Annotated in this window: 24 protein-coding genes and 5 pseudogenes; 21 read left to right on the top strand and 8 right to left on the bottom strand. The window is 65.0% G+C overall.

The window, feature by feature from the left end; all coding sequences use genetic code 11:
* The first annotated feature begins 398 nt into the window (after positions 1–398).
* The 3 genes from QZT63_RS02675 to QZT63_RS02685 all read left to right on the top strand — a co-directional run bounded on the left by QZT63_RS02675 (position 399) and on the right by QZT63_RS02685 (position 2125).
* The gene (locus QZT63_RS02675) at positions 399–1088 is read left to right on the top strand and encodes a DEAD/DEAH box helicase (RefSeq protein WP_366635690.1); all 690 of its coding nucleotides are present in this window, start codon (positions 399–401) and stop codon (positions 1086–1088) included.
* Entirely contained in the window at positions 1054–1365 is a 312-nt protein-coding gene (locus tag QZT63_RS02680; RefSeq protein ID WP_290648351.1) for a hypothetical protein, read from the top strand. Before QZT63_RS02675 ends, QZT63_RS02680 begins: the two co-directional genes overlap by 35 nt.
* A gap of 94 nt (positions 1366–1459) precedes the next feature.
* On the top strand, positions 1460–2125 hold the full coding sequence (locus QZT63_RS02685; RefSeq protein ID WP_290648353.1) for an SDR family oxidoreductase: 666 nt from the start codon (positions 1460–1462) through the stop codon (positions 2123–2125).
* Between the two features lie 189 nt (positions 2126–2314).
* Here the strand turns inward: QZT63_RS02685 and QZT63_RS02690 are convergent, their stop codons facing one another.
* Positions 2315–3436: a low temperature requirement protein A gene (locus QZT63_RS02690; RefSeq protein WP_290648354.1), complete on the bottom strand. Its 1122-nt coding sequence runs from the start codon at positions 3434–3436 to the stop codon at positions 2315–2317.
* Between the two features lie 355 nt (positions 3437–3791).
* Complete coding sequence (locus tag QZT63_RS02695) at positions 3792–4130, bottom strand: antibiotic biosynthesis monooxygenase (RefSeq protein ID WP_290648355.1); 339 nt, start codon at positions 4128–4130, stop codon at positions 3792–3794.
* A 188-nt stretch (positions 4131–4318) separates the two neighbouring features.
* Between QZT63_RS02695 and QZT63_RS02700 the strand changes: the two genes are divergently transcribed.
* The 3 genes and pseudogenes from QZT63_RS02700 (at position 4319) to QZT63_RS02710 (ending at position 6076) form a co-directional block, all read left to right on the top strand.
* Positions 4319–4489 carry a hypothetical protein gene (locus tag QZT63_RS02700; protein ID WP_290648357.1) on the top strand — a complete coding sequence of 57 codons (171 nt, stop codon included), beginning with the start codon at positions 4319–4321 and terminating at the stop codon, positions 4487–4489.
* Between the two features lie 97 nt (positions 4490–4586).
* Positions 4587–5742, top strand: a pseudogene (locus QZT63_RS02705) (transposase); the annotation flags it as partial.
* 196 nt (positions 5743–5938) lie between these two features.
* Complete coding sequence (locus QZT63_RS02710) at positions 5939–6076, top strand: hypothetical protein (protein WP_290648359.1); 138 nt, start codon at positions 5939–5941, stop codon at positions 6074–6076.
* A gap of 7 nt (positions 6077–6083) precedes the next feature.
* On the opposite strand, the gene QZT63_RS02715 is transcribed toward QZT63_RS02710, so the two are convergent.
* Entirely contained in the window at positions 6084–7121 is a 1038-nt protein-coding gene (locus QZT63_RS02715; RefSeq protein WP_290648360.1) for a helix-turn-helix domain-containing protein, read from the bottom strand.
* A gap of 143 nt (positions 7122–7264) precedes the next feature.
* Here QZT63_RS02715 and QZT63_RS02720 point away from each other — a divergent pair, with 143 nt between their 5' ends.
* From QZT63_RS02720 to QZT63_RS19925, 7 genes and pseudogenes are all read left to right on the top strand, one after another.
* Positions 7265–7978 carry a cupin domain-containing protein gene (locus tag QZT63_RS02720; RefSeq protein WP_290648361.1) on the top strand — a complete coding sequence of 238 codons (714 nt, stop codon included), beginning with the start codon at positions 7265–7267 and terminating at the stop codon, positions 7976–7978.
* A gap of 49 nt (positions 7979–8027) precedes the next feature.
* Positions 8028–8261 (top strand): hypothetical protein, encoded by a 234-nt coding sequence (locus QZT63_RS02725; protein ID WP_290648385.1) that lies wholly within the window; start codon positions 8028–8030, stop codon positions 8259–8261.
* A gap of 37 nt (positions 8262–8298) precedes the next feature.
* The gene (locus QZT63_RS02730) at positions 8299–8526 is read left to right on the top strand and encodes a hypothetical protein (protein ID WP_290648362.1); all 228 of its coding nucleotides are present in this window, start codon (positions 8299–8301) and stop codon (positions 8524–8526) included.
* A pseudogene (locus QZT63_RS19920) lies at positions 8435–8701 on the top strand (hypothetical protein); the annotation flags it as partial. The gene QZT63_RS02730 and the pseudogene QZT63_RS19920, both read left to right, overlap by 92 nt.
* A 52-nt stretch (positions 8702–8753) precedes the next feature.
* Positions 8754–8894 (top strand): hypothetical protein, encoded by a 141-nt coding sequence (locus QZT63_RS02735; protein WP_290648363.1) that lies wholly within the window; start codon positions 8754–8756, stop codon positions 8892–8894.
* A 212-nt stretch (positions 8895–9106) separates the two neighbouring features.
* Entirely contained in the window at positions 9107–10261 is a 1155-nt protein-coding gene (locus tag QZT63_RS02740) for a sulfotransferase (RefSeq protein ID WP_290648364.1), read from the top strand.
* 92 nt (positions 10262–10353) lie between these two features.
* A pseudogene (locus QZT63_RS19925) lies at positions 10354–10578 on the top strand (hypothetical protein); the annotation flags it as partial.
* Here QZT63_RS19925 and QZT63_RS19930 read toward each other — a convergent pair.
* Positions 10572–10712: a hypothetical protein gene (locus tag QZT63_RS19930; RefSeq protein WP_366635696.1), complete on the bottom strand. Its 141-nt coding sequence runs from the start codon at positions 10710–10712 to the stop codon at positions 10572–10574. The pseudogene QZT63_RS19925 and the gene QZT63_RS19930 sit on opposite strands and share 7 nt — an antisense overlap.
* A gap of 685 nt (positions 10713–11397) precedes the next feature.
* On the opposite strand from QZT63_RS19930, the gene QZT63_RS02750 reads away from it, so the two are divergent.
* Together QZT63_RS02750 and QZT63_RS02755 are read left to right on the top strand one after the other, a co-directional pair.
* A complete protein-coding gene (locus tag QZT63_RS02750) occupies positions 11398–11538 on the top strand; it encodes a hypothetical protein (protein ID WP_290648365.1) in 141 nt (46 codons plus the stop codon).
* Positions 11539–11813: 275 nt separating this feature from the next.
* Positions 11814–14306, top strand: coding sequence for a DUF6351 family protein (locus QZT63_RS02755; protein ID WP_290648368.1), 2493 nt, complete (start codon positions 11814–11816; stop codon positions 14304–14306).
* Positions 14307–14960: 654 nt separating this feature from the next.
* Here the strand turns inward: QZT63_RS02755 and QZT63_RS02760 are convergent.
* Together QZT63_RS02760 and QZT63_RS02765 are read right to left on the bottom strand one after the other, a co-directional pair.
* On the bottom strand, positions 14961–15428 hold the full coding sequence (locus QZT63_RS02760; RefSeq protein ID WP_290648370.1) for an RES family NAD+ phosphorylase: 468 nt from the start codon (positions 15426–15428) through the stop codon (positions 14961–14963).
* Positions 15425–15871, bottom strand: a complete 447-nt coding sequence (locus QZT63_RS02765) for an antitoxin Xre-like helix-turn-helix domain-containing protein (protein WP_290648372.1) — start codon at positions 15869–15871, stop codon at positions 15425–15427. The genes QZT63_RS02760 and QZT63_RS02765 overlap by 4 nt, the downstream gene beginning before the upstream one ends.
* 439 nt (positions 15872–16310) lie before the next feature.
* Between QZT63_RS02765 and QZT63_RS02770 the strand changes: the two genes are divergently transcribed.
* Positions 16311–16538: a hypothetical protein gene (locus QZT63_RS02770; protein WP_290648374.1), complete on the top strand. Its 228-nt coding sequence runs from the start codon at positions 16311–16313 to the stop codon at positions 16536–16538.
* A 27-nt stretch (positions 16539–16565) separates the two neighbouring features.
* Entirely contained in the window at positions 16566–16931 is a 366-nt protein-coding gene (locus QZT63_RS02775) for a hypothetical protein (RefSeq protein ID WP_290648376.1), read from the top strand.
* A gap of 28 nt (positions 16932–16959) precedes the next feature.
* Here the strand turns inward: QZT63_RS02775 and QZT63_RS19935 are convergent.
* Positions 16960–17103: pseudogene (locus tag QZT63_RS19935) on the bottom strand (pirin family protein); the annotation flags it as partial.
* Positions 17104–17149: 46 nt separating this feature from the next.
* Between QZT63_RS19935 and QZT63_RS02780 the strand changes: the two are divergent.
* The 4 genes and pseudogenes from QZT63_RS02780 to QZT63_RS02795 all read left to right on the top strand — a co-directional run.
* Positions 17150–17440, top strand: a pseudogene (locus QZT63_RS02780) (EAL domain-containing protein); the annotation flags it as partial.
* A 422-nt stretch (positions 17441–17862) separates the two neighbouring features.
* Positions 17863–19503, top strand: a complete 1641-nt coding sequence (locus QZT63_RS02785) for a hypothetical protein (protein WP_290648378.1) — start codon at positions 17863–17865, stop codon at positions 19501–19503.
* A gap of 504 nt (positions 19504–20007) precedes the next feature.
* Positions 20008–20652 (top strand): Crp/Fnr family transcriptional regulator, encoded by a 645-nt coding sequence (locus tag QZT63_RS02790; protein ID WP_290648380.1) that lies wholly within the window; start codon positions 20008–20010, stop codon positions 20650–20652.
* Positions 20653–20671: 19 nt separating this feature from the next.
* Entirely contained in the window at positions 20672–23836 is a 3165-nt protein-coding gene (locus tag QZT63_RS02795) for an AAA family ATPase (protein ID WP_290648382.1), read from the top strand.
* 91 nt (positions 23837–23927) lie between these two features.
* Here QZT63_RS02795 and QZT63_RS02800 read toward each other — a convergent pair whose 3' ends face one another.
* Positions 23928–24155 carry a hypothetical protein gene (locus QZT63_RS02800; protein ID WP_290648384.1) on the bottom strand — a complete coding sequence of 76 codons (228 nt, stop codon included), beginning with the start codon at positions 24153–24155 and terminating at the stop codon, positions 23928–23930.
* Positions 24156–24394 lie beyond the last annotated feature (239 nt).

Consider the following 24394-nt stretch of genomic DNA (forward strand, 5'->3'; position numbering starts at 1 on the left):
CTTCGATGCCCGGCGCTCGCTGCTCTGCAGTGGCATCGCCGTTGCCAATGGAATCGCCGTTGCCATTCCCATTGCTGCCGCCAAAGCATGCAGTTAGCGCCAACCCGAGTAGTGCAATACAACTTCCTGTGACGAAGTGCTTCATTGTCTTGCCCTTTTCCCCTACCGAATTGGGCGGCTACGGGCATTCAATGCTTGACTCTCTCCCTCTCCCTATCATCGCCGCAACTCACCATTACCGCGCGGGCTGGTCGAGCTATCTTTGACTATAGTAATCAAACCGCATTCCGCCACTAGGGCATTTCTGGGCCGAACCAATGAAATCCCTCGGCGTCGATGACTTTCCCGCGCGCGGAAGTAGACCGCACGGAATGTCGTGCGCACCCTAGCGAACGAACGTGGATCCTTTGCCGCATCAGATTTCCGCGGGTTACGAAGCCATGTTGCCGCGGCAGCCGTTACGGTTTGTGCTGGCCGATGATCCCGGGGCCGGAAAGACCATCATGGCGGGCCTTCTGGTGCGAGAGCTGCTGATGCGCTCCGATGCCAGGCGGGTGCTGATCATGGCGCCGGGCGCTCTGACGGAGCAGTGGCAGGATGAACTGCTGGAGAAATTCGGCGTGCAGTTCGAGATATTCAGCCGGGAGAAGCAGGAGCAATCCGCCTCCGGCGGTTTCTTCCAGGACCAAGACCTTCTGATCTGCCGTCTGGATCAGCTCTCCCGCAATGAGGAGTACCAGGACAAGCTACGCAAAACCCACTGGGACCTCATCATCGTTGATGAAGGGCACAAGCTCTCGGCCAACTATTTCGGCAGCAAGGTCAACAAGACCAAACGCTTCCAACTTGGCGAGCTGCTCGGCTCCATTGCGCGTCATTTCCTGCTGATGACGGCCACGCCCCATAACGGCAAGGAGAAAGACTTCCACATCTGGCTTCCGCTCCGTTCGCGGCGAGCGCTGGACGCTGCCCAATCCGGTGGGCCTCGACGGTGTCTACGAGGCGTTGTGCCCACCTTACTACCGGGACATGCGCGCCGCCGTGGAGGCCTTCGTGGCACGGAAATTCGGACCCGGCGGCACCTGTGATCCCGATATGCCCAGCCCCTGGCAGCGTACCCACGAGGTCAAGGCGAGCGTGACGCCTTACTCGGATGAGTTCGTGGCCTGCCTCGGCGAGGTGGCCCAGTACATCCACGACACGTACGGCAGGTTTCCCGGCACCTTCACCACCTTCGTGCTGCCCGGCTTTGTTCAGGCCGTGCACCTGGACACCGAGTTCTACGAAATGCATTACCGGTCGGGGGCCTATGTCGACACCCATGCCGGGCACCTGCGCCGCTGGCATTCCGATCAGAGCGCGTAGGGAGCGGTGACCGGTGCTGTGTGCGCTTGAAGTCGTGCCGCCAGCCCCCAACCTTATCCTGGGCCGCCACTCATCTGACCAAGGAAATGCTGCCATGACTAGCACTGTACTGATCACTGGCGCCAATCGCGGCATCGGCCTGGCGCTGGCCCGTCATTACCACGCCGCCGGCTGGGCGGTGATCGGCGTCTGCCGCAATACCTCCTCCGAACTCACCGAGGTCGCCGAGCGGGTCATCGAGGGCATCGATGTAACCCGCGCCGAGGACGTTGTGCGGCTGGCCGATGCGCTGGCGGGGCGGCACCTGGAGCTGCTGATCAACAATGCCGGCCTGCTGCGCAACGAGTCACTGGGCGAGCTCGATTTTGATTCGATCCGCAGCCAGATGGAAGTCAACGCCTATGCACCGCTGCGGGTGGTAGAAGCGCTGCTGGACAACCTCGGCGAGGGCAGCAAGATCGCCAATATCAGCAGCCGCATGGGCTCGATTGCCGACAACGACTCCGGCGGGCGTTACGGATACCGGGCCTCCAAGGCGGCGCTCAATGCCTTCGGCAAGTCGTTGGCCGTGGATCTGGCGCCGCGCGGTATCGCCGTGGCCCAGCTGCACCCGGGCTTTGTGCAGACCCGCATGGTCAATTTCGGCGGGCTGATCAGCCCCGAGGAGGCCGCCGCCGGTATCGCTGAGCGCATCGAGGCATTGACGCTTGCGACCAGCGGCGGTTTCTGGCACAGCAACGGCGAGCCGCTGCCCTGGTAACCCCGCGGCGCCACCGGCTTCGACCGCGGGTGTTGCCAAGGGCCGCCACCGGGGGCCGGGGTCGATGACGCCCAGCAGCACGGCAGCGGCCAGGGCCCACAGGTAGAACGAGCTCGCAAGCCGCCCCGAGGTGATGGGGCGGGTGCTGCGCATCGTCTACCGCTGCATCGCAAAACCGGCACCGCCAGCCTACCCGGCTTGACCCGGTCCCTTCCCAGCCAGCGACTCCCAGGCGGCCACCACGATCAGCACGACCACCGCCGCGGCGTTGAGCAACACCGCGCTCAGCCAGGGCACCGCCGGCACCAGCAGGGCCAGTAGCCCGATGCCCGCCAGGTGCGACACGGGCGGCCGACCGGCCACCCACTCCTTGAGCCACAGGTTGCCGACCAGGAACAGCAGCGGTCCCCCCAGCACCGCGCTGGCCAGCCACGCATCGCTGGCACCGAGGGGCTCGCTGAGCATGAATTCCACCGACACCGCCTTGAGGATGATGCCGACGACGATCGGTAAATGGGCATACGTGAAGGCGACCCGCGCCACGCTCCCCGGCTTGCCCGAGTGCTTAATGTAATCGCTGGCGCGGCGGTGACCGAACCGGAAGTAGATCCACCACATCGCCACGCTGCCGAGGAAGGCAATCGCAAAGGCGCTGAGCGAGGTCGCCGTCACCGCCATCTCGGTAAACTGCCGCCCGCTGGCCAGGAAGGTCTCGCCGAGGCAGATCAGGATGAACAGCGCGCAGCGCTCGGCCATGTGGCCGCCTAAGACGTCCCACTCGGCCTCGGTGGCGGGCCCCAATCGCGGCACCCAGTAGCCCAACTCAGGCGCGAGGTACTCGATGGCCAGCGCGCAGAGCCACAGCACGAGCCGAAGTTCTGGCTCCACAAGCGCTCCAATGATCCACAGCGGCGCCGAGGCCGCCAGCCAGCAGGTCATACGCAGGAAGTTGCGACGGTGCTTCTCGCCGTGGCCGCGAAAGGCCAGGACCGTGAACAGCGACCGACCCACCTGGATCAGCACGTAGGCCACCGCGAAGTAGATTGCCTTGTCGCCAAAGGCATCGGGGATCGAGGTCGACAGCACCAGCCCCAGAAACATCAGCGCGAACAGCATCACCTGCACTGGCAAGCGGTTGGGGTCGAGCCAGTTGGTCGCCCAGGTGGTGAGGATCCATACCCACCACACCGCGAGCAGTAGCACCGCGCCCTGCATCAGCCCCAGCAGGGTATAGTGGCCGGCCAGGGTAAGGGAGAGCTGGATGATGGTGAAAACGAAGATCAGATCGAAGAACAGCTCGACGTAGGTCACGCGGCTGCCGCCTCCGCTGTCGCGGCCCCGTCGCAGCACCCCGCCACTGGCGACTTCCGGCGCCCTCATGGGCAACCTCGCCACCGGCCGCGCCGTTCGCGCTGTTTGCCATGGTCGCGGCGTTCGGCATCGGCAACACGGTGCAGTCCGACGCCGTGGCCGACGTTATGGCCCCCAATCTCGCCATCCCCGCTTGACTGACGGGTGTAGTCCTGCCGGCGCGCACGCTGTCGCGCCGTGTTGGAGACCCGGTCATGCCGCCGCGCGCCCGCAAGTCTAAGCCGACGCATCTGACGGTCGTCACCGCCAGCGGCCGGCATGTCGCATCCAATTCGTACTTGGATGCTCAACCTGCTCAGGCCGACATTGCATCGGCCGGTGCCTGCGCTCTGTCGTTCGGCCCGTAGTCGCGGACAACTTCCGCAATGCGCAGGCGGTAGTCGGCAAACATGCCCTCCCGACCCAGCACTTGGGCGCGGCGGTGCCTGAGGTGGTTGCGCCAGGCACTTATCGCCTCTTCGTCACGCCAAAACTGCAGCGACAAGAGCTTGCCTTCCTCGTAAAGGCTCTCGAACCGCTCCACCGAAATGAATCCGTCGATCTGTTCGACTGCAGCGCGCAGCGATGCGGCGAGCTTCAGGTAGTCCTCCTTGCGGCCGTCGGCCGGCCACACCTCGAAGATTACTACCATCATGGTCTGCCACTCCTGATTCCGCTGCGCATGCCAACGATGTTGCCACGGGCGCCGAAATGGAGCCAACGGACTTTGCTCGCGCCAGCCGGCTGGCCGGAGCGAGAAAGTCAATGAAATGGTCGTCTTAATGGCTTGATGCCGGGTGCTGACTACGGCTGTCTGTGGTCATCGAACAGCAGGAGAGACCGGTGACCACCAGCGCCGGGAAGCGCCAGCCGATCGACTCGATCGACGCCTTCATCGCCAAGAAGGCCGAGATTGTCGCGATGTTGATCCGACTCAGTCGAACAGCCGTGCCTGAGTCGCTGCCCGACACGGCGGTCGCCGAGAGGCTTCGGGCGGGGTGGTTCTCGCAGTGACACGGGTTAGGGTCTTCTCGAGCACCACCGGGTCATGGATGCAGGCGATGAGTCGCTCCGCACCGCCGCACACCGGGCACGCCCCGATGTTGATGCGCGTTTTCAGTTCGCAAGCCGCCCCGAGGTCATGGGGCGGGTGCTGGGTATCGTCTACCGCTGCATCGCAACACACTTGATCAAGAAGGCGGGGTTCTCCCAGAAGACGGCCCAGACCGGCACGGTGACTCTCATCCAGCGGTTCGGCAGCGCGATGAACCCCAACATCCACTTCCACCTGCTGTGCGTCGACGGGGTGTAGGTCGTGCGTTCCGACGGCTCCATGCGCTTGCGCTGGGTAAACGCGCCGACGAGCGGTGAGCTCGCCCATCTGACGCAGACCCTGGCGCTGCACATCGGCCGCTACCCTCGAATGCCAGGGACTCTTGGAACTGGATGCGGAGAACAGCTCTCTGGGCGGCGATGCACTCGAGGCCGGGCCGGTGGAACAGCTCCTGGGTTCGTCGATTACGCACCGCATTAGCGTCGAGGCGCAGCAGGGCCGGAAGGTGTTCGCGCTGCGAGAGGCTGCCGGGGTGCGACGAGCCGTTTGATGACGGGGTCGGGAAGGTGGCCGGATTTTCCCTGCACGCTGGAGTTGCGGCGCGGGCGGATCAACGATCGAGGCTCGAGCGGCTGTACAGATACGTTAGTCGGCCGGCAATTGCAGAAAGGCGTCTGTCGCTCACGCCGAACGGAAACGGCCGTTACCAGCTGAAGACGTCGTATCGTGACGGCACCACGCACGTCATGTGACTGCGGGCATCCTGCCTTCCGCCCTTCTGGTCCGCCTACGGCGGTGCAAAACCGCTCCCGGCGGTTTTGCCGAACCCCTCGACTTCATCGCCCGCCTGGCGCCCCTGGGGCCGAAACCGCGGGTCAACCTCACCCGGTTCCACGGGGTTCTGCGCCCAACAGCAAGCACCGCGCGCGGGTAACACTGGCCAAACGGGGAGGGGAGTCGAGCGCGTCGCACAGGGGGATTCGGACGGGCCCACGCCGGCCGAAAGCGGCACCGCGATGCGCCTTCAGCGCAGCGCCTGCAACGGGTCTTCGGCATCGACCTCGACAAATCGGCAGGAGTGCCGATTTGCCCAGCCGTAGGCTGCCGCGAGGCGGTCGGGTACAGGGATGTACCCGGTGAAACCTGTCCGAGCTGTGGCCGGTCGGTGCGAATCATCGCCTGTATCGAAGATCTTGAGGTCATCGAGAAGATCCCCACCTATCCGAATAGGCAAGCGGCTGAGCCCGAAACCCCAAGGTGACCGCCGGGCCGATTCAGGCGTGCAGTGATGCCGACGGCCACTATTAAGATCAGATCGACGGCTAACCAGTGGGACCAACGAACGCCAGGAGGAGCTCCAGCCGCGCGAAAATGCGGTTTGTCCTTCCCATACTCGCACTGATCTAGTTGTGTGCGAGGTCTTGCCGCTGGGCACCCGATTCATGTGGCACGCCCTCAACGCCCTCAACGTCGTGGTGCTGGGCTGGATGATCGAGATGTACCGCAATCGCATGGTCGCCGCCCCCTCCGCCTGCGCTCCGGCGTGACCCGTGCTCAGGCGTGCATCCGCGCCAGCGAGGCGAACTTGCGGCCATAGGCCGCCGGGCTCAGCCCGGTCATGCGTCTGAACAGGCGGCCGAAGGAGGCGGTGTCCTCGTAGCCGACGGCATGGGCGACATTGTCCACCGCCAGGCGCCCCGTCTCCAGCAGCTGCTTGGCCTCTTCCACCCGCACGGTTTGGACATAGGCGATGGGTGCCATGCCGGTGGCGGCGCGGAAGCGGCGCGTGAAGCTGCGCCCCGACAGGCCCGAGCGCGCAACCATCCGGCGCACCGGGCTGGCCTCGGCGTAGTTCGCGGCGATCCAGACCTGGCTGTCGCGGATGAGCGCGTCGCGATCCTGCAGACGCGGCGTGGTCACGGCATAGGGCAGCTGCCCCTCCGAATGCTGCGAGAACAGGTAGACCTTGGCGGTACAGATCGCGTGTTCCGGGCCGAAATGGTGCGCGATGACGTAGAGGGCGAGGTCCTGCCAAGCCGTCACCGCCCCCGTAGTGACGATCCGGCCGGCCTCGCCCGCCGGGCACAGGGCCAGGCCCTTGCGCAGCCGCACCTGGGGGTAATGCTCCCGGAACATCGGCGCATAGGCCCAGTGGCTGGCCGCCTCCCGCCCGTCCAGAAGCCCCGCCTCGGCCAGCATAAGCGCCCCGGAGCAGACCGAACAGACCTGCGCGCCCCGCGCGTGCATTTCGCGCAGCCACGCCGCCGCCTCGGGGAAGACGCCATGAGGGGGCGAGTCGATGGGGCGGTACATGTCGCAGGCAACGACGATGTCGGCGCCCGAGGCATCGGCGATGGCGAGGTCGGGCTCGACCAGCACGCCGTCATGGCAGCGAAAGGGCGCGGCCGCAGGCGCCACGACGCGGACATCGAACAGGGGCTCGCCCGGCTGCCCGGACGTGACCTCGGGATAGACGACTCCTGCGGCCGCGAACACCTCCCGCAGCCCGAAAAGGACCAGCGGCGACGTCTCCGGGAAGGTGAGCAGGTCAAGCCGGAGGCGGCGATCTTGCGGCGAGGGCGTCGCGGTCATGGTGCGTGTGTCGCATTCGGCATAGTTGCGCCCCTTATGCCACTTATGGGGCCCGACCATCAAGAATACCCTGAAGGCAAGGTTACCCGGCACCGGATCAGCAACCGCGATCTGCGGCCGGGCCCGCGCAGAACGAGGCCCAGATGAGCACGACAACAGAGTTATCCCTGAGCCGGCTTCGCGAGGAATTCGCCGGCAAGGTGATTCTGCCCGGGAATCGGGACTATGGCGGCGCCCGCGAGACAGGGCCCGCCGGCCTTGTCCGTGCCTGTAAGCGGCTTGTGCACCTGTCCATCAGCAAGCCAAAGGAGACGACCATGCCATCCATCCCTCGACACCCGATCGCGACCAAAGCTCTCGCGCCGGCGGCGCTCGCGGCCATGTTCGCGGCGGCGCCGGCCTGGGCGGGGACCGAGGCCTTCACCGACCGCCTCGTCTTCACCGATGATGTGTCGATGACTCTGACCCAGGAGCTCGAAGGGCTCGATTCGCACGAGGTCGACATCGACAACGCTTCGCACCTGTGGATAGCCGAGTTCACGATCGAGCCCGGCACCGTCTTTCCCTGGCACACCCATCCGGCCGTGGTTGTGATGGGCGTCACCGAGGGGGATTTCGTTTTTGTCCTGGCCGAGGACTGCGTCCGGCGCGCGTACACCTCGGGCGAGGCGCTGGTCGATCCCGGCGACCGCATCCACACCGCCTACAACCCGAGCGATACCTCCGAGACCGTGATCGTGGCCGCCTATCTCGGAGCCCCGGCCGACGGCGACCTGACCCTTCCCGTTACCGCCGACGAGGCCGGCGAGTTCGACGCGCAGTGTGATCTTGAAACACCGGGCGAGCACACCCGCTAGGTGTTCGGTCACCGCATCGGTAGCTCGGATCTGTCCAGCGTCAGTGCGCTTGGCACTTTTCTTGCATATCGAGCGGCGGCGGTCCCGCATCCTAGCCGAGCAGGTACGCACCTGGCGGCGCAAGGCACGGCCTATGCCGGGGGATGTCGAGCAGGAGTTTGAGGATTACCTCAAGGGCGGCCGCCTCGAGCATGGACTCCTGCGCGTGCGCTGTGACAGTTGCCATGCCGAGCACTTGGTCGCCTTCAGGCATTTTCCCAGGAACATCTACCGTTGTATGTGATACTTGATGTGCATTCTCAGAAGACGAGTGCGTCCTTATGAAGCGGAGCGGGGTTGCGGCTGACAAGAGCCTTGCCGACGGGGGTGATGTGGAGGACCTCAAACTTGCGGCGTCGCGTATGACGGGGGCCAAACGACGGGCGTTCCAGGCGGCGATGGCGGTCAAGCACTGCGATGGGAGTGCTCGACGGGCGGAAGCGGTGTTTGGTTGGAGCCGCCACGCGGTGGAACTCGGCTGGGCCTCCAAGAGAGGCGCACGGGGGTGATCTACATGGGCGTGCAGTCGGCCTTTGGCGGCAACAAAATGCCATCTTTGCCACCATCCGGGCCAAGGACCAGGCCGGCGAGGACGCCGGGGTCATCCGTGTGAGCATGGACAGCAAGGCAAGGGTGAAGATCGGCGAGTACTTGCGCGGCGGCAACACGCGTGGCGACAACAAAGCCGCGGACCACGGCATGGGCTGCCAGGAGACATACACCCCGTTTGGCATAAGTGAACGAAGACGCCGGCGAGTTCTACTTGATCTTCGGCAGCTCCGCGAAGACCAGCAAATTCATCGTCGACGGCCTGCACGCCTGGTGGGAGCAGCGCTCGCCCGACGAACGCGAGGCGGTCTCACGGCTCCAGTATTAAACTCATGCCTATCGGTCGCCGCAACGCGGGGGCCGAACTCCTCCGGCGCCTTAGGCCGGGACCCGAAACGGCACCCGAGACGGGCCCTGCGCAGCGAGGGACGCGTGCACACACGTTGGTCAAAGGGCGCGCACGAGGGGCGGCCGCTCCTCGCGTCGCCGCTCAACGCGGCAGGTCGGGCGGCGGTACGTCTCGGGGTGAGGCTTCCACCGGTGGATCCGGCTTGGCTCGACTGGGCCGCCAGGGCGTCCACGGGCCTGTCCGACTATGGGGACACGTGGTTTCACGAGCCCTTCACCATCCTTACTCGAGAGATCGATGAGGATCGACGGGTGACGACGATCGGGCGGCTGTTTGCGCTGCGCAATGGGATCCAGCGTCTCCGTAACCGCCTTCAACTCACGGCGGCGTTTCGCGGCGATCCGGCATTGGCCGAGGCGGCGATCGAGGCCCCGATCTTCATTACCGGCCTTCCTCGCACCGGAACGACGCTCCTCCATCGGTTGCTCGCCCAGGACCCGAACCATCGTGTGCCCCGGCTCTGGGAGATGGAAGTGCTCGGGTCACCGCCGAAGGCGCGCCGGGGCGCCCGCGATCGGCGGGTGGAGCGGGTCGGGCGCGACATGGTTTTATTGAACCGGCTCGCGCCGTCGTTTCGCCGCATCCACGAGTTTGACGCGCACCTTCCGGAGGAGGATATCTGGATTCTGGCGAACGAATGGGCCAGCGTCGGCTTTCTTATCGCCTTCGATCTGCCGCAGTACCGGCGGTGGCTCCACAACGCCGACCTTAGGCCGGCCTACCTGGGGCATCGGCGCCAGCTTCAGCTTCTCCAGGCGCGCGACGCGAAAGAGCGCTGGGTTCTCAAGGCACCGATGCATCTCCTCGGGCTGAACGCGCTTCTTTCCGTCTATCCGGACGCCCGCATCGTGCACACGCACCGCGATCCGCGGGTCATCATGGCGTCCGTATCGAGCCTCCTTAATACGATGCGGCGCGCGCTGTCCGACGACATCGAGCCGGCGGCGGTGGGCGCGGAGGCCACGGAGATGTTTTCGCTGTGGTGGGCGCGGGCGCGTCGCGCGCGCCGGGAGGCGGAGGCGACCCCCGGAGGCCGCGCGCGCTTTGTCGACGTGGACTACCGGCAGCTCGTCGCTGAGCCGATCACAACGGTGAGGCGCATCTACGCCGCCTTCGAGCTGGAGCTTGAGCCGGCCACCGAGGCGCGGATGCGCTCCTATCTCGCGAACCATCCCCAGCACGCGCACGGTCGGCACAGCTACAGCCTCGAGGCGTTCGGCCTCGATGACGAGAGGATCCGGGATCTGTTCGCCTCCGAGATCGAAGCCCTCCGCGATGCCGGATAACCCGCGACACCCCCCATCGACGCTTGAAGAGCGCTCGACGAGCTCATTTGGACCGAACGCTATGACGTCGGCGAGTGTAACGGGGGGCGACTGGCCTCGTGTACCGCATCCGCGACCTGGAACGAGGGGCAGACATCGCGATCAAGCTCCTTCGCAGCGTGGACGCGAGCACGCTGTACCGCTTCAAGAAGGAGTTCCGCCCTCTGGCTGAGATAAACCATTCCAACCTTGTCACGCTCTATGAGCTGATCGAACTGGGCGAGCGGTGGTTCTTGGCGATGGAACTCATCGAAGGCCGTGACTTCTTGGCCTATGTCCGGGGCGTCGACGCGGTGCCGATGAATACATGGCGTATGCCGCTGCCTTCGATGACATGGGTCGCACTTGCGGGCATCTGGGTGTCGAGGGGCGTAAGCACGGCGCCGGCGTCGAGGATTCCCAGGCATGCCACGATCCACTCCGGATAATTGGCAGCCAGCAGCCCCGCCGGGCCCCCATGGCGCCACCGGCCACGGCCAGTCCCGCAGAGAGCCGTTGACTGGCGGTGGCGACGTCGGAAGTACTCCAGCGCACGAGGTCGTGTCGCGTGAGTGCCCGAATGGCGTTCCAGGACCCACCGCTGTCCAGCGTCCGAATCAGATCGCGTGGCGTTTCCCGCTGATTGTCCATGGTTGTGCTACTCCCGCCGGCCGGCTGCCGTACGATGCCACAACCCGGCGCGCCCGGGATTGCCGTGTGTCAATAGTCCTGTCATGGCCACCTCGCACTCTGATCCGCGCGCCGCTCGGGTGGAGCGCCACCATGGGCGCTGGTCCCGGGTGACGCCCCAGCGGGGGCTGTTCGACGAGAGGGGGTAACTCCACGTTGACCCCCGTTCGGGCTGCGCCGTCAGCGGTGCGGCACCGGCGTCGGCTGGCGCCGTTGCCGGCATGCACCGAAAAGGTGTGCCGGAGGACAGGCCGCTCGGGCTGTTTCAGCGTTTTCGTAGGGAGCGCGCACCCCGATGCATCACTTAATTGCCGCCCTCCACTTTGACCGCGAATGCGCGCGGGGGCGCATCCTGCTGAGCCTACGCACGTCCCGCCTGCTGAGACTTTCTGGCATTGTGCTGCTGCTGTATCTGCGCCTTCTTGCCCATGGCGGTGTTACTTGTCGCGGCCATCCTGCCCGGCGGCTGGTTCGCCGCGCAGCCCGTCAAGCGCCTGGACGCGGAGCTGCGCTGCTTTCTCGTTTGGGCCCTGGAAGAAGCCCGCTCCCGCGCCGGGCGCCCCACGTAGGGCGCCAGCGGAAGCTGCCGTTGGGCGCGAGCCCGAGCGCCTCGGCCCGATTGGCCGCACCGGTGCGGTGCCACACGGCCTCCGGGCGGATCGGTTACCGGCCGCTGGCGCGGCAGGCCCCCTACGCCTTCGGTTGCCGCCGCGGCGCATCATGACAGCGCATCCCGCCAAATCCCGTCTATTCTCAAAGATAACGCTTGACAAATGAAAATCCCGGCTCACAGGAATGACAACGGCTCGGAACGACCGGGCACAGCGCTAATGGAGGGCATACCATGTCGGGGCGTACGTGGCGGGTGGTGCTGGCGGTAGCCGGGGGTCTGCTGCTCGCCGGATGCATGGATTTGGCATCGGACATAGGCGCTCAGGCAGCCAGCCTGCAGTCGGGGCAGGGCGTCGCCCAGTCGGCCGGGGGCCATGGGAACGCGAGTCAGGCCGGCCGCAGCACACCGGGGCAGGGCAATCCGCAGGGGCCTCACCAGGTGCCGCTGGGCATCGACAAGCAGATGAACATCGCGGTGCTGTCCAGCGCACCGGATCAGGTGACGGGCGGTGATGTGCGCATCGCCGTGGGTGGCCCGCCCGGGCAATGGCAGCGCATTTCGCTGTGGCTGAACGATCAGCCTATCGGCATCGGCATGCTGCAGCATGCGGGGGATCGCCTGGAGGGCATTGTGGACGGCCTGGTGCTCGGCGAAAACACGCTGGTGCTGGAGCACGAGCGTTTTGGCGAGCTCGACCGGATTACGCTGGTCAATCATCCCATCACCGGCCCGGTCTTCTCCGGGCCGCAGCAGTACCCGTTCGTCTGCAGCACCTTACTGGAATGGGGCGTGCAGCCGCTGGTGGATCATGACGAGGAGTGGGGCTTCCCGGTCCACGACGACGCCGGCGCGCTGATCGGCTACAGCAAGGACTGCTCCGTGGAGCCCTTCGTCGAGCTCCACTACATGAGCACCGACGGCAACTACAAGCCTATGCCGGCGGACGGCTCCCGGCCCGCAGACCTGGCCCAGACCACGCTGCTGGACGGCCGCACCGTGGATTTCATCGTCCGCTGGGAGCGCGGCACCATCAACCGCTTCCTGTACAGCTACGCCACGCTGGCCGAGCTGGATGACGACCCCTGGCAACCGGGCACGACGAACTGGAACGGCCGCCTGCTGTATCACTTCCAGGGTGGCGTCGGCATCGGTCACTTCCAGGGCCGCATGGATGACCGCCGCGCCCGCTTGCAGGAGGTGTTGAGCCAGGGCTATGCGGTGGCCTACTCCACCGGCAACCGCACCGGCGAACACTACAACCTGCAGGTGGGGGGCGAGACGGCGCTCATGGTGAAGGAGCACTTCATCAAGCGCTTTAGCGAACCGCTCTACACGGTGGGCGTCGGCGGCTCAGGCGGCGGCATCCAGCAGTACGTGTATGCCCAGAACCATCCGGGGCTAATCGACGCCGGCGTGCCGCAGTATTCGTATCCCGACATGGTCACCCAGATTATCCATGTGGGCGACTGCGAGCTGCTGGAACACTACATGGACGCCACGGATCGGGATAATCCCAAGTGGCAGGTCACCGAGAACCGGAGCTGGCTGGTGGGCTTCAACGCCACCGACCTGCGGCCCGACCCGCTGGCCGAGGCGCGTTTCATGCTCGGCTATGGCGGCGCGATGGGTAGCACGGAATGCGTGCCGGCATGGCGTGGCCTGACCCCGCTGACGATTAACCCGCATTTCGGGCTGGTGCGCGAGCAGGAGAAGATGCATCCGCCGGGGATCATGGACGACGTGCGCTGGACCCACTACGACGATCTGCGCAACATCTACGGCGTGGACGAAGACGGCGAGCCGCGCGTGCCGTGGGACAATGAAGGCGTGCAATACGGCCTGCAGGCGCTGAAGGATAGCCACATCACGCCGGACGAGTTTCTGCACCTGAACTGGCATGTGGGCGGCTGGAAGCACCCGGCCGAGATGGTGCAGGAGGGCTTCCCGTTCCTCGGCAGTGTCAGTGATGTGCTCGCGGGGTCGATCCGCTTCGACCCCTGGAGCAGCGCCAACATGAACCTGGCCCTGGACCCGGACACGCCGGCCCCGCGTACAGTCGGCGACCTGCAGGCCATCAACGCCGCGTACACCTCCGGCATGGTGTTTGATGGTCAGCTCGACATCCCGATGATCGACTGGCGACATTACCTGGAGGAGGTGCTGAACATGCACAACAGCCACCAGTCCTTCTCCGCCCGGCAGCGCATCATCAACCGCATGGGCCGTGCCGACAACCAGGTGATCTGGTTCACCGATGCCCGGCCCACGGATGTGGACGCGACTGGCCGCGGCCGCCCGCGCCTGGAGTTCGACCAGACCTGGATGGCGTTGGAGGTGATCGATGAGTGGATGGCGAACATCCGCAAGCACCCGCACCGGAGCGTTGCGGAGAGCCGCCCCGACCGGGCTGTGGACAGCTGCTTCAACACCGACGGCTCGCTAATGGCGGCCCGGGACGCCGTCTGGAACGGGATCCTGGACGACCTGGCGCCGGGTGCCTGCGCCCAGGCCTTCCCGTTGTACCAGACCTCCCGCATCGTCGCCGGCGGGCCGATCGAAGGCAGTGTGTTCAAGTGCGCGCTGCAGTCGGTGGAAGCGGCGATCGACAAGCGTGTGTACGGAGGGTGGCAGCCGACCCCGGCACAGGCGGAGACGCTGAAGCAGATCTTCCCCACGGGCGTGTGTGACTACACCCAGCCCGACCAAGGCCGGCCGGCGCCATAGCCCGCCGACGCGGTAGACGCCCCACGCCCGGACCCGCCGCGCCGGTGAACCGAGGCGTCGGGGCTCTGCCGCGCAGCGGCAGGCACCGATGCGGCCGCAGGCCGGAAACCGCGGGCAGCTCGGATCCCCAAGCCGCTGAATCCACGCCCCATCATCCCTCGCTCCACCGGCTAATCCATCTTTAACACGCTGTTGCCAATTCTGGCTGAATTTTGGCGCTCGCGTCAGTCTATGTAATTGATTTTGTGCAGCCGAGGGAGTGCGTTCGCGTTCGTAGTGCCATAATATTTATTCCAACCTATCGCTTTGACCGGCCGAGCATAGTAGCGGTGCCAACAACCCGCTCCAGGCGGCGTCAACAAGATAATCGTCTGAGCCGGCACTTCAGTTTGTAACCGTTTGTAGTACCACTCCTGTTATTCGACGCGCGTACTTCCCTGACATGGCAATAGTTTCTGAGAGCTGTGTTAAATATGGACTAAGAAAGCGCTGAAGAAGCCGTCATTGCGTGGAGCGCAGCGACGAAGCAATCTCGTAATGCCTTGGAATCTCGGAGGGTGGGGGTTGCTTCGCGACGCCCGCAATGACAACGCCCCATTGAACTAGCGTTTCCCTAACGAGAGCCTTTGGCCCCTGGCAGTGACGGGAATGGGGTCACCGCGACCGCTTATCGAACGCAAACTGCACCCGCTGCGCTCCGGCAACGACGCCGGCAAACTCTGGACGTCTGGGGTTGAGCATGTAGTTCACTTCCCGGGGCACCACGACGCTGGGCACGCCCAGCGCAAGGCTCTCCCCGCTCGCCAGCCAGGCATCGCCGAGGTCTGCTGTTTCCGCAGGCGCGATTGGATCCCGCCAGTTCGGTGGCAGCGTCTTGTCGTCCAGGTAGAGGATGGACTCGGAGCGAATCATCACGTGGAACAGCACAAAGCCCTGCAACGGTTCCTGGCGGCCCAAATGCACCAGCACCTCGAGAACCGCTAGGGACTCGGAAGATGCCATATACACGCAGGGTCGCCCCTTGCTGTTCCAGCGCCCACCGAAACGGCGGGCGCCCTCGCCGTCGAAGGCTGTGTCCGCGTGCCGGGCCTTGAGCAGCCGGTACGCGGGTACCTCCGTCACGTGGCGACCCCGTGCTCCAGGCGGCCAATGAGATCCATCACCTCCTGGGTCTCCGCGGAAGTGGTCAGCATCTCCACCGGGCAGCGGTGCCCCAGCCCCTGGACCGGATGGGTCAACCAGTGGCTGGCCGCGGCCTCATCGCCATCGAACAGGTCCAGCGACGACTTGAACACCTGGGCGAACCGGTAGAGGCGATCGCTCTCGTCGGGGCTGAACCGCCCCGCCTTCGAGCGCCGGTGGAGCGTCGCCGGCGCAATCGCCGTGACTCGGGCGAGTTCCTTGCGATCAAGCCTCGAGAGTTCGGCGAGGCGCCTGAACAGCTGATAGGGAAACCCCCTGTGCAACGCCTCATGGAGCTCGGCGCCGCGGGACGGGAGGCCGAGACATGCCCAGAAGTCGCTCTCTCCGGAACGCGTTGGCTGATAGAGCTTTCGTGCTTCCATGGGTCTACACCATCATGCGATACGTTGACGATTGTTCAAATGATAGCATCAGGCCCTGTTTTATACTTGGACTAACGTGGTCACTGTCCGTGGCGAAGCGATCGATGATCCGGGCCGAACAATCACCACGGCGGGAGCATGGCAGCGATGGCGAATGGCGGGCAGGCGGGCAGCTTCTCCGCTGAGGCGCTGATCCAGGCGACGTATCTGCTCGGGGACTACGCCGTTCTCGTTACCACGTGGAGAACTTGGACCATCATCGCGTGCAATACCGCCATCGAGGAAATCTTCGGCTTGCGGTGTGGCCGTACAGTCGCTCATGGCGAGCAGCTTCGAAGCGCGGCGCTCTCGGCGCCAGCGCTGTGGAAATCGCGTACATCCTCCGGCACTTGGCGTTGCTATCTTCACCTCAAGAGGCATCGTTGGCAAAGGTGCTGCCATGGAGTGCGAAACACTTTACTACCCCGGATTCCGGGAGAAGTGGCAGGCGACCCTGGAGACCACCGCAGAGTCGGCGGCAATCGAATCCCTGCTCATCATGCGCTCGACGCCCACGCACATGGTGACCGCGGTGAGCGCCAGGCCGAGGCGCGATACCTACCACCCCGGGGACTCGGGCCCTAACAGTATTGCGGAGGATCTGCGACAAGCCCTCGCGAGCGGCTAGCGTAGCTCCAGTCCGGAGGTATTCGTCATGGCGCAAGTTTCCGTTCAGCCGACCTCTCGCGACTACGCGATCGAGATCGTGTTCATGGGTTTGGCGATGCTCCCGGTGATAGTCTCCGCCTATGTGAGCATCGTGACCGGAGATGGCCAATGGTTCCAGCGCTCCGGTTCACTGATGGTGCTCTTCTCGGTGGCAGTGGAGTATCACCGCTCAATGGTGGCTCGCCGTGCAGGTATCATGGATGGGACCGTCGAAGCGGAGTGGGGGCCCTCGCCTCGGCGGCACATCCTTGACTGGCGCTCCATTCCCTATATCTGCTATGCGGCCATATTGATGGGGACGCTGATCTGGGCGTATGGCGATCTTCTGTTCGTCTCCATGGAGACCGCATAGCGTCCTGTTCGTCGGACCGGGATTGATGCCGAACGTCGATGCCCTTGCCGGTAACAAACTCGACCGGCCCCATCTGATCGAAAAATATGAACGAGCCCACTATTTGGCGTTTCGGCGCTGGTAACGCACGGCGCACCTCGAACCCGCCCAGATCGCCTGCCCGAGGGACTAACCGCGCCAGCACGACCCACGTCATGTGACTCCGGTTCGGAACCGGATATTCGTCGCTCGCGTGCCTGCGCCAGCTGCCGACCGATCGGGTCAAGATCGACTGGTGCTTCGTCGCGGAGATGCTGGACAGCCACGACTGCGACGTGATCGTGCGCTCGACCATCGATCTCGCCCACCCTCTGAACCTCGAGGTGGTCGCCGAGGGCGTCGAGAACCGGCAGGTGCAGGATCGGCTTGCCGAGGAAGGCTGCGACGTCGTGCAGGGTTACGCGATCAGCGAGCCGATGCCGGGCGATCAGTTCGGGCACTGGCTCCAGCAATGCCGGTGGCCGCATTAGGTTGCGGCCTGTTGCCCCGGAAGTTGCCGATCGCTTGAGCGCGTGGCCGGTTCCCGCCGCATGTCGACGCCGCGGCGGCGCAGCTGTGTCTCCCCTCGGGTTCGGGCCCGGTGTCCCACCGCGGCCCTGTCGCTCGGCCGGATGATCGTAAATATTTCACAGGATCGCTGTTGCCGACATCACGGAACCGGGCGGGCCTGGTGCCTAGAGTGAAACCCGTTTCCGATCATCGCTTCGTCACAAGCCAACAGTTGACAATCGAGTGCCGGGGTCGGCCTTCGGAATGGGTGGCGCGGGAAGACGCCGCGCTCCCGGTCGAATCCCCGGCGCGAGCCGCCTGACAGGGGCGTGCAGCCGGCGGGCTTGCGGTTCGGCTGCATGCCGCAGACCTCGTCGGGCACAATCCTCGGAGGAGCCGAACCATGATGCGAAAATTCACTGCTTGCGGCCTGCTCGCGCTGACGATCCTTGCGGCCGGCACGGCCGCCTACGGGCAAGAGCGCGACGATCTGACGTTCCTTCGCGAGCCGCTCCGTCCCCTTAATGCCGACATCGGGCAAAGCTCGGTTTCGGGGCTGTCCGCCGGCGCATTCATGGCGGACCAGTTCTTCATCGCGAATTCGGAGGACATCGTGGGCGCGGCCCTCTTCGCCGGTGGTCCGTACAACTGCGCCCGCGGCGATCTGAACACCGCGCTCGGCGCGTGCATGAGCGCACCCTCGAACCTCACTCAGGGCGTCATCGAGCAGCTGGTCGGCACGGCGCAACAGCGGGCCGGATCCGGCCAGATCGATGATCTGTCCAATCTCGCTGACCGCCGGCTCTACGTGTTCAGCGGCACGCGCGACACGACCGTGCGTCAGGGCGTAACCGACCGGATCGAGGACTGGTACGAGCTGGCTGGCATGCCGGCCGACAACATCCGCTACCGCAACGAGGTGGCGGCGGGCCACGCGTTGCCCACCGACGGGTACGGCAACGCGTGTCACGTCCCCAGCGCATCGCCGTGGATGAGCGACTGCAACCTGGACGGCGCGGGCGAGGCCTTGCAGCACATCTACGGCCCCCTGAACGCCCCGAGTCCGGTGACGGCAACCAGCGGCACGTTCATCGAGTTTCCCCAGAACGAGTTCTTCGAGCCGGCCGGGCTTTCGAAGCCGGAGCTCGCCGCGCGCTTCAGCTTCAACGAGTTCGGTTATGCGTATGTACCGGCCTCGTGCGAAGCCGGAGCAGCGTGTCGGGCGCATATCGTGTTCCACGGCTGCAAGCAGGTCTATGACCGGAATCCGAATACGGAGTCGCCGAACGACACCAGCAATCCATTCGGCCTGCAGATGGTTCTGAAGTCGGGCTTCAACGAGTGGGCCAACTCCAACGAGCTGATCGTCCTCTACCCTCAGGCGCAGCGGGTCGCCGGTACGCCGCACATACCCGTGCCGGGCAATCCGAGAGGCTGTTTCGACTGGTGGGGCTATATCGGCGGGACCGGCTCCACGTACGCAACCAAGGCCGGGCCTCAAATGACCGCCGCTCGGGCGATGCTCGAGCGCATCGCTTCCGGCCCGGTCAATGGCCCGCTCCCAGTCGTGGAAATCTTGTCGGCGGAGCAGTGTGGCCACGAGATCTGCTTGTCGGGCCGTGCGACCCACCCCGACTCCGCTGACGAAATCGCCAGCCTGCGCGTACGCTACGATGACCTTGACGGGAACCTGCTGATCGACGAGGCCGATATCACCAACCGTCTGGAACCCGACGGCAGCTTTGCACACCGCGTCGCCTGGCCGCAGGACAACACCGTATATCACCCGCTCGTCGTCGCCGAGGATCACAATGGCCGAGTCGGCACCGGGCGCGGCAACGCGGTGCAGGTGGGCACGCCGTGCCAGGACTGGACCGCGAGCAACTTTGCCCACGCTTCCGCGCAGCGCGCGTACTCGCGGTGGTTCTGGTGGTATTTCGCCGTGGGTTCGGACGATGCGCTGGGCCTGCGTTGGAGCGTCACCAGCGTCAGTGAAGACCCTGCGGGCTCGGGAACGTTTCGACTTGGGAGCTGTGGCGCCTGAACGGCTGCGCATCGCGCCCCGTCTTCGGCAATCGGGGCGCCGCGCTTTGCCCCGACCTGGCGACGATCGCGATCCCGGTTGTGATTCGCGAAAACTCGATAATTAGGCCACGGGTCGAGCGTGAGCGCCCGCCTTCATAAAGGAGTGACGCACCACTGTTCGACATGCCATTCGATGTGGATCAACTTCATTGCCGGGGGCAGGGCGTGCCTTGCAAACCGGGGCGCAGGGGCCATACTTAGTCGCGAGCGCGGCCGTCCGAGCCGGCGCACAGCGAATCGGCCGTCGCCCGTCTGCGGGGCTGTGCACATGACGCCCGCCACCTGCCTAACCGCAGCGGCTCGGCGACGAGTCGCCGACATTTGCGCGGTTTTTGCGCACAAGCGGTCAGGGCGGCCTGCGATGTATGCCGTACGGCGATGAGGCCCGGGTTTCGCGCCGCGTTCGAGCAATGGGCGCCGTCATCCAGGCAGGAGCCGCCGATGCGATGGGGGAAGGGAACGGATGCCTTCTGATCAATCGCTGTTCTCGGAGCTGACGCCGGAGGAACTCCGGCTGATAGCCGGCTATGGCGTGACCCGTACGTTCGCGAAGAACGTCGTGCTGATCCACGAGGACGATGCGAGCGACTCCCTGTACGTCATTCTCAGCGGTCGGGTGAGGGTCTTCGTCAGCGACGAGAACGGCAAGGAGGGGATCCTCAACACGCAGGGCCCGGGCGAGTGTTTCGGCGAGCTCGCGCTGATCGACGCCGCCCCGCGATCCGCCTCCGTCATGACGCTCGAGCCCTCGAAGCTGGCGATTGTGTCGAAGGTCGATTTCGAGCGCTGCCTCGCCCAGTACCCGAGCATTGCCATCGGCCTGATCCGGGTCTTGTCGCGGCGCGTCCGCGCCCTGACCGACAGCGTCAAGACCCTTGCCCTGCTCGACGTGTACGGCCGGGTGGCGCACACGCTCTTGAAGCTCGCGCGCGAGCGCGACGGCGTGCTCGTCATCGAGGAACGACTGACGCATCAGGATCTGGCCGACATGGTGGGCGCCTCCCGCGAAATGGTCAGCCGCATCATGAAGGAGCTGGTTACCGGCGGCTACATCGAGTCGAAGGACAAGACGCTCAGGATCAGGGGGCATTTGCCGGCCGGCTGGTGACTGGCCGGGGATAAGAACCATGCAGCCACCCGAACGACGTCAGCTGACTGTGGTGATGTGCGATGTCGTGGGGTGGACGGCGCTTTCACTGCGGCTCGACCCCGAGGACCTCACCGAGGTCATACAGGCGTATCGGCAGCTTTGCGCGAACCTCGTCACGAGCCACGGCGGCATCGTGGCGCAATATGTCGGCGATGGGGTGCTGGCCTACTTCGGCTACCCGCGCGCCCACGAAGACGATGCCGAACGAGCGATAAGAGCGGCACTCGAGATCGTCGCGGCGCCGAGAGAGCCTACGTCGGGTGTCGCGGACCTGGACGTTCACATCGGGATTGCAACCGGGATCGTCGTGGTCGGCGATCTCGCCGGACATGAGAAGTACGCGCCGAGCGGCAGCACCGATCCCCTAAGTCGGGAAGAAGTCTCCGCGATCGGCAGCCCCCTGAATCTGGCGGCCCGACTGCAGGCCTTGGCGGCGTCCGGCACGGTCGTCGTTTCAGAGCAGACGCGCCGGCTCTGTCGGGGAATGTTCGAGTATCGTGACCTGGGACGACACGCGTTCAAGGGATGCGAGGAGCCGGTGCAGGTTTGGCAGGTCCTCCGCGAGTGCAACGTGCGAAGCCGTTTTCACGCGCTGCGAGCGTCCGCCTTGACGCCGCTGGTGGATCGCCGGTCCGAAATGCAGGAACTGTCCCGACTCTGGAACTCGGCGCAGGCCGGACAAGGCAGGGTTCTGCTGGTCACGGCCGAACCCGGTTGCGGTAAGTCGCGCCTCGTGGAGGAGGTCGAGAAACGGATTGTCGGCCCGCAGTGCCTCCGTGTCTGGTACTGCTGTACGCCGCATCTGCAAGGCAGTCCCCTGGCGCCGATGATCCGCCACCTGAGGCTGGCTGCCCGTTTCAGCGATCAGGACGATGACAACGCAAAGCTGCACAAGATCGAACGCCTGCTCCCGGCCGGCGCAGGAGACACCAGAGAATTCGTGCCCTTGCTCGCCAATCTTCTGTCGATTCCGTACGAGAGCCGATACCCCCCGTTGAACATGTCGGCCCAGCGGCAGAAGCATCGCTTGTTCGAAGTGTTGATGCAGACGCTCGAAGCAGCCGCGTCCGCTCGCCCTTTTTTGTTGGTGGTGGAGGACCTGCACTGGGCCGATCCGTCCACCGACGAGCTGATCGGCCAGTTCATCGATCGCGCGGAACGCTTGCCCGTCCTCGCCATCCTCACGGCCCGGCCCGAGTTTCAGGCGCATTGGGACGGCAAGGCCCATGTGCGTCAGATGTCGCTGGGCCCGCTGTCACGCCGCGACTCCATTGAGATGATCGAGCTGCTGTGCGGCAGCCGAGACCTTCCGGAGGAGGCGATGAGCAGGATCGCAGAGGAAACCGACGGACTACCCCTGTTCATCGAGGATCTGACCAGAGACGTGCTGGAGCTCGCGGACCTGCAGGAGGCCGGAAGCGGTGCTACGGTGCCCCGCGAGCCGCTGCCGTTCCCGATCCCGACGACGCTCACCGATTCCCTGATGTCGCGCCTGGACCGATTGGGCTCGGCGAAGCGGGTGGCGCAGATCGGCGCTGCGATCGGCAGGGAGTTCTCGTACGAGCTGCTTTCCAGGGTCGCGCACCTGCCCGAAGAAGACCTCAAGGAGGAGCTGTATCGGCTGGTAAACGCCGGGCTGCTGACCGTCCGCCGGTCGTCAGCAGTGCTGAGCTACTCCTTCAAGCATGCGCTCATTCGAGATGCGGCGTCTGCAAGCTTGCTGAAGAAGGCGCAGGTGTCGTTGCACGCCCGTATCGCCAAGACCCTGGTCGAGGACTTCCCCGAGATCGTGGAGGCCCAGCCCGAGGTTCTCGCCTATCACTTCCACGCCGCCAAGGAGGTCGACACTGCGGTTCGGTACCTGGTGAAGGCCGCAAAGCTGTCGGCGAGGCGGTCCGGACTCGTCGAGGCGATGACTCACCTGAAAGGCGCATTGAGCCTTCTGGCGACACGGGAGCGAACAAGGTCGCGCATGCGGCAGGAACTGCGCGTATACCTCGCCTTGGGGGCCGTCACCGCCGAATACCGGGGCTTCTCGTGTGCCGAAAGCGGAGAAATCTACGCCGCAGCGCTGGAGCTGTGTCACGAGCTCGGTGACGCACTCGAGATCTTCCCCGCGCTTTCCGGTATGGGTTCGTTCGAGCTGACCCGCGCCAATTTCACGAAATGCCGCTCGTTGGCCGAAGAGTGTCTCGTGCTTGCGGAGCAGAGGCGATTCACGTCGCTGGCCATCATGGGCCATCTGCTTCTCGGCGGCACGCAGTGCCTGACGGCCGAGTTTTCGGCTGCCCGCGCACAGTTGGAAGGAGCCATTGCGGCCTGCGAGCGGAACCAGAGGTTGCATCGGGGCAGACAGGTGCTCTATGTCCAGGATCAGAAATTGACCGGGCTGTGCTACCTTGCCTTGACGCTCACGATCATGGGTCATGTCGATGCGGGTCTGCGGGCGGCCGAAGAAGGTCTCGGTCATGCCCGCCTGCTCGGCGGTCCGCATACCATCAACTACGCCTTGTGCTATCTGGCGGCCGTGCACCACATCCGCGGCGATGCCCCGGCCGCATTGGAACGCGCGACGGCCTCGCTCGAGTGGGCGCGCGAGCAGGGCTTCGCAACCTGGATCGGCATCTCGCAGATGATTCGCGGCGCCTCGCTGGTAACTGGTGGAGAGTGCGAGGCTGGGCTCGAGGAAATCGCGGCCGGCATCAAGGCGCACAGCGCGATGGACGCGATCGCGCATCAGACCTTCGGAATCGCGCTCTATGCTCAGGGGCTGATTACCACAGGCAGGTTCGACGAGGCGCTGCGCGTCCTCACCGACGCGTTCGCGATCAGCGAACGGATTGGGGAGCGCTTTTTCCTGGCCGAACTGTGGCGCCTCCAGGGTCTTGCTCTGGCCGGCAAGGGTGAGCGCTCGCAAGCCGAAGCATCGCTGCGCCAGGCCATCGAAGTTGCTCGACGCCAGGAGGCGAAGCTCTTCGAGCTGCGAAGTGCGGTGAGCCTGTGCGGCCTCTACGATCGTCTGCACGGAGGCTCGGTGCGGCGGGAATTCCTCCAGCCGGTCCTCGACTGGTTCGAAGAGGACGCCGATGCGCCAGACCTGCGGGATGCGAAGTCTCTGCTCGCGGCCGCAGGCGGCTCGTGACGGCTCGGCTACTTTTGATCGAGTTCACGGTCGCTGTGGAAGTTACCGAGAATGCCGCCAGCGGTGCTGGTTGCTCGTATTCACCCATGCCTTACTGCGCGCGAATGTCGCCGACGAACTCCAGTTCAGCGCTGGCCTCCAGGAGCTGCTCCGGCAGTTTCGCCCGGACCTGCTCCGGGGGAACCGAGGTACCGATCTTGAGGACCGGTTTTCCGCTCTCGCCGGTCCCGATGCTGACGGAAACCACGCCGTCGATGTTCATAAGCTGCGATTCATATTCGGCGCGTACCTTTTCGATCTGCCGTAACTCGTCTTGCATGGCCGTATCCCCTTCGCCGTTGCCACCACAACCGGCCATCATAAGCCAGGATAGCAAGGCGACAATGGCTATCCACCTAACACCCAATGTCTTGCACCTCGCCAATGAGAGATAAAAAAATCAAGCCTCGCCGCGCGTGGTAGGCGACCCGCAGGCCGCCTACCGGCAATTAACACTTAAAATACATAGCAATGGGGCACGCAGAGATAGTTGGCATTGCCGGTTGAGAAGTTGTTCTC

It is taken from the genome of Aquisalimonas sp. (genome assembly GCF_007120195.1).
In the GTDB taxonomy this organism is placed as follows: domain Bacteria; phylum Pseudomonadota; class Gammaproteobacteria; order Nitrococcales; family Aquisalimonadaceae; genus Aquisalimonas.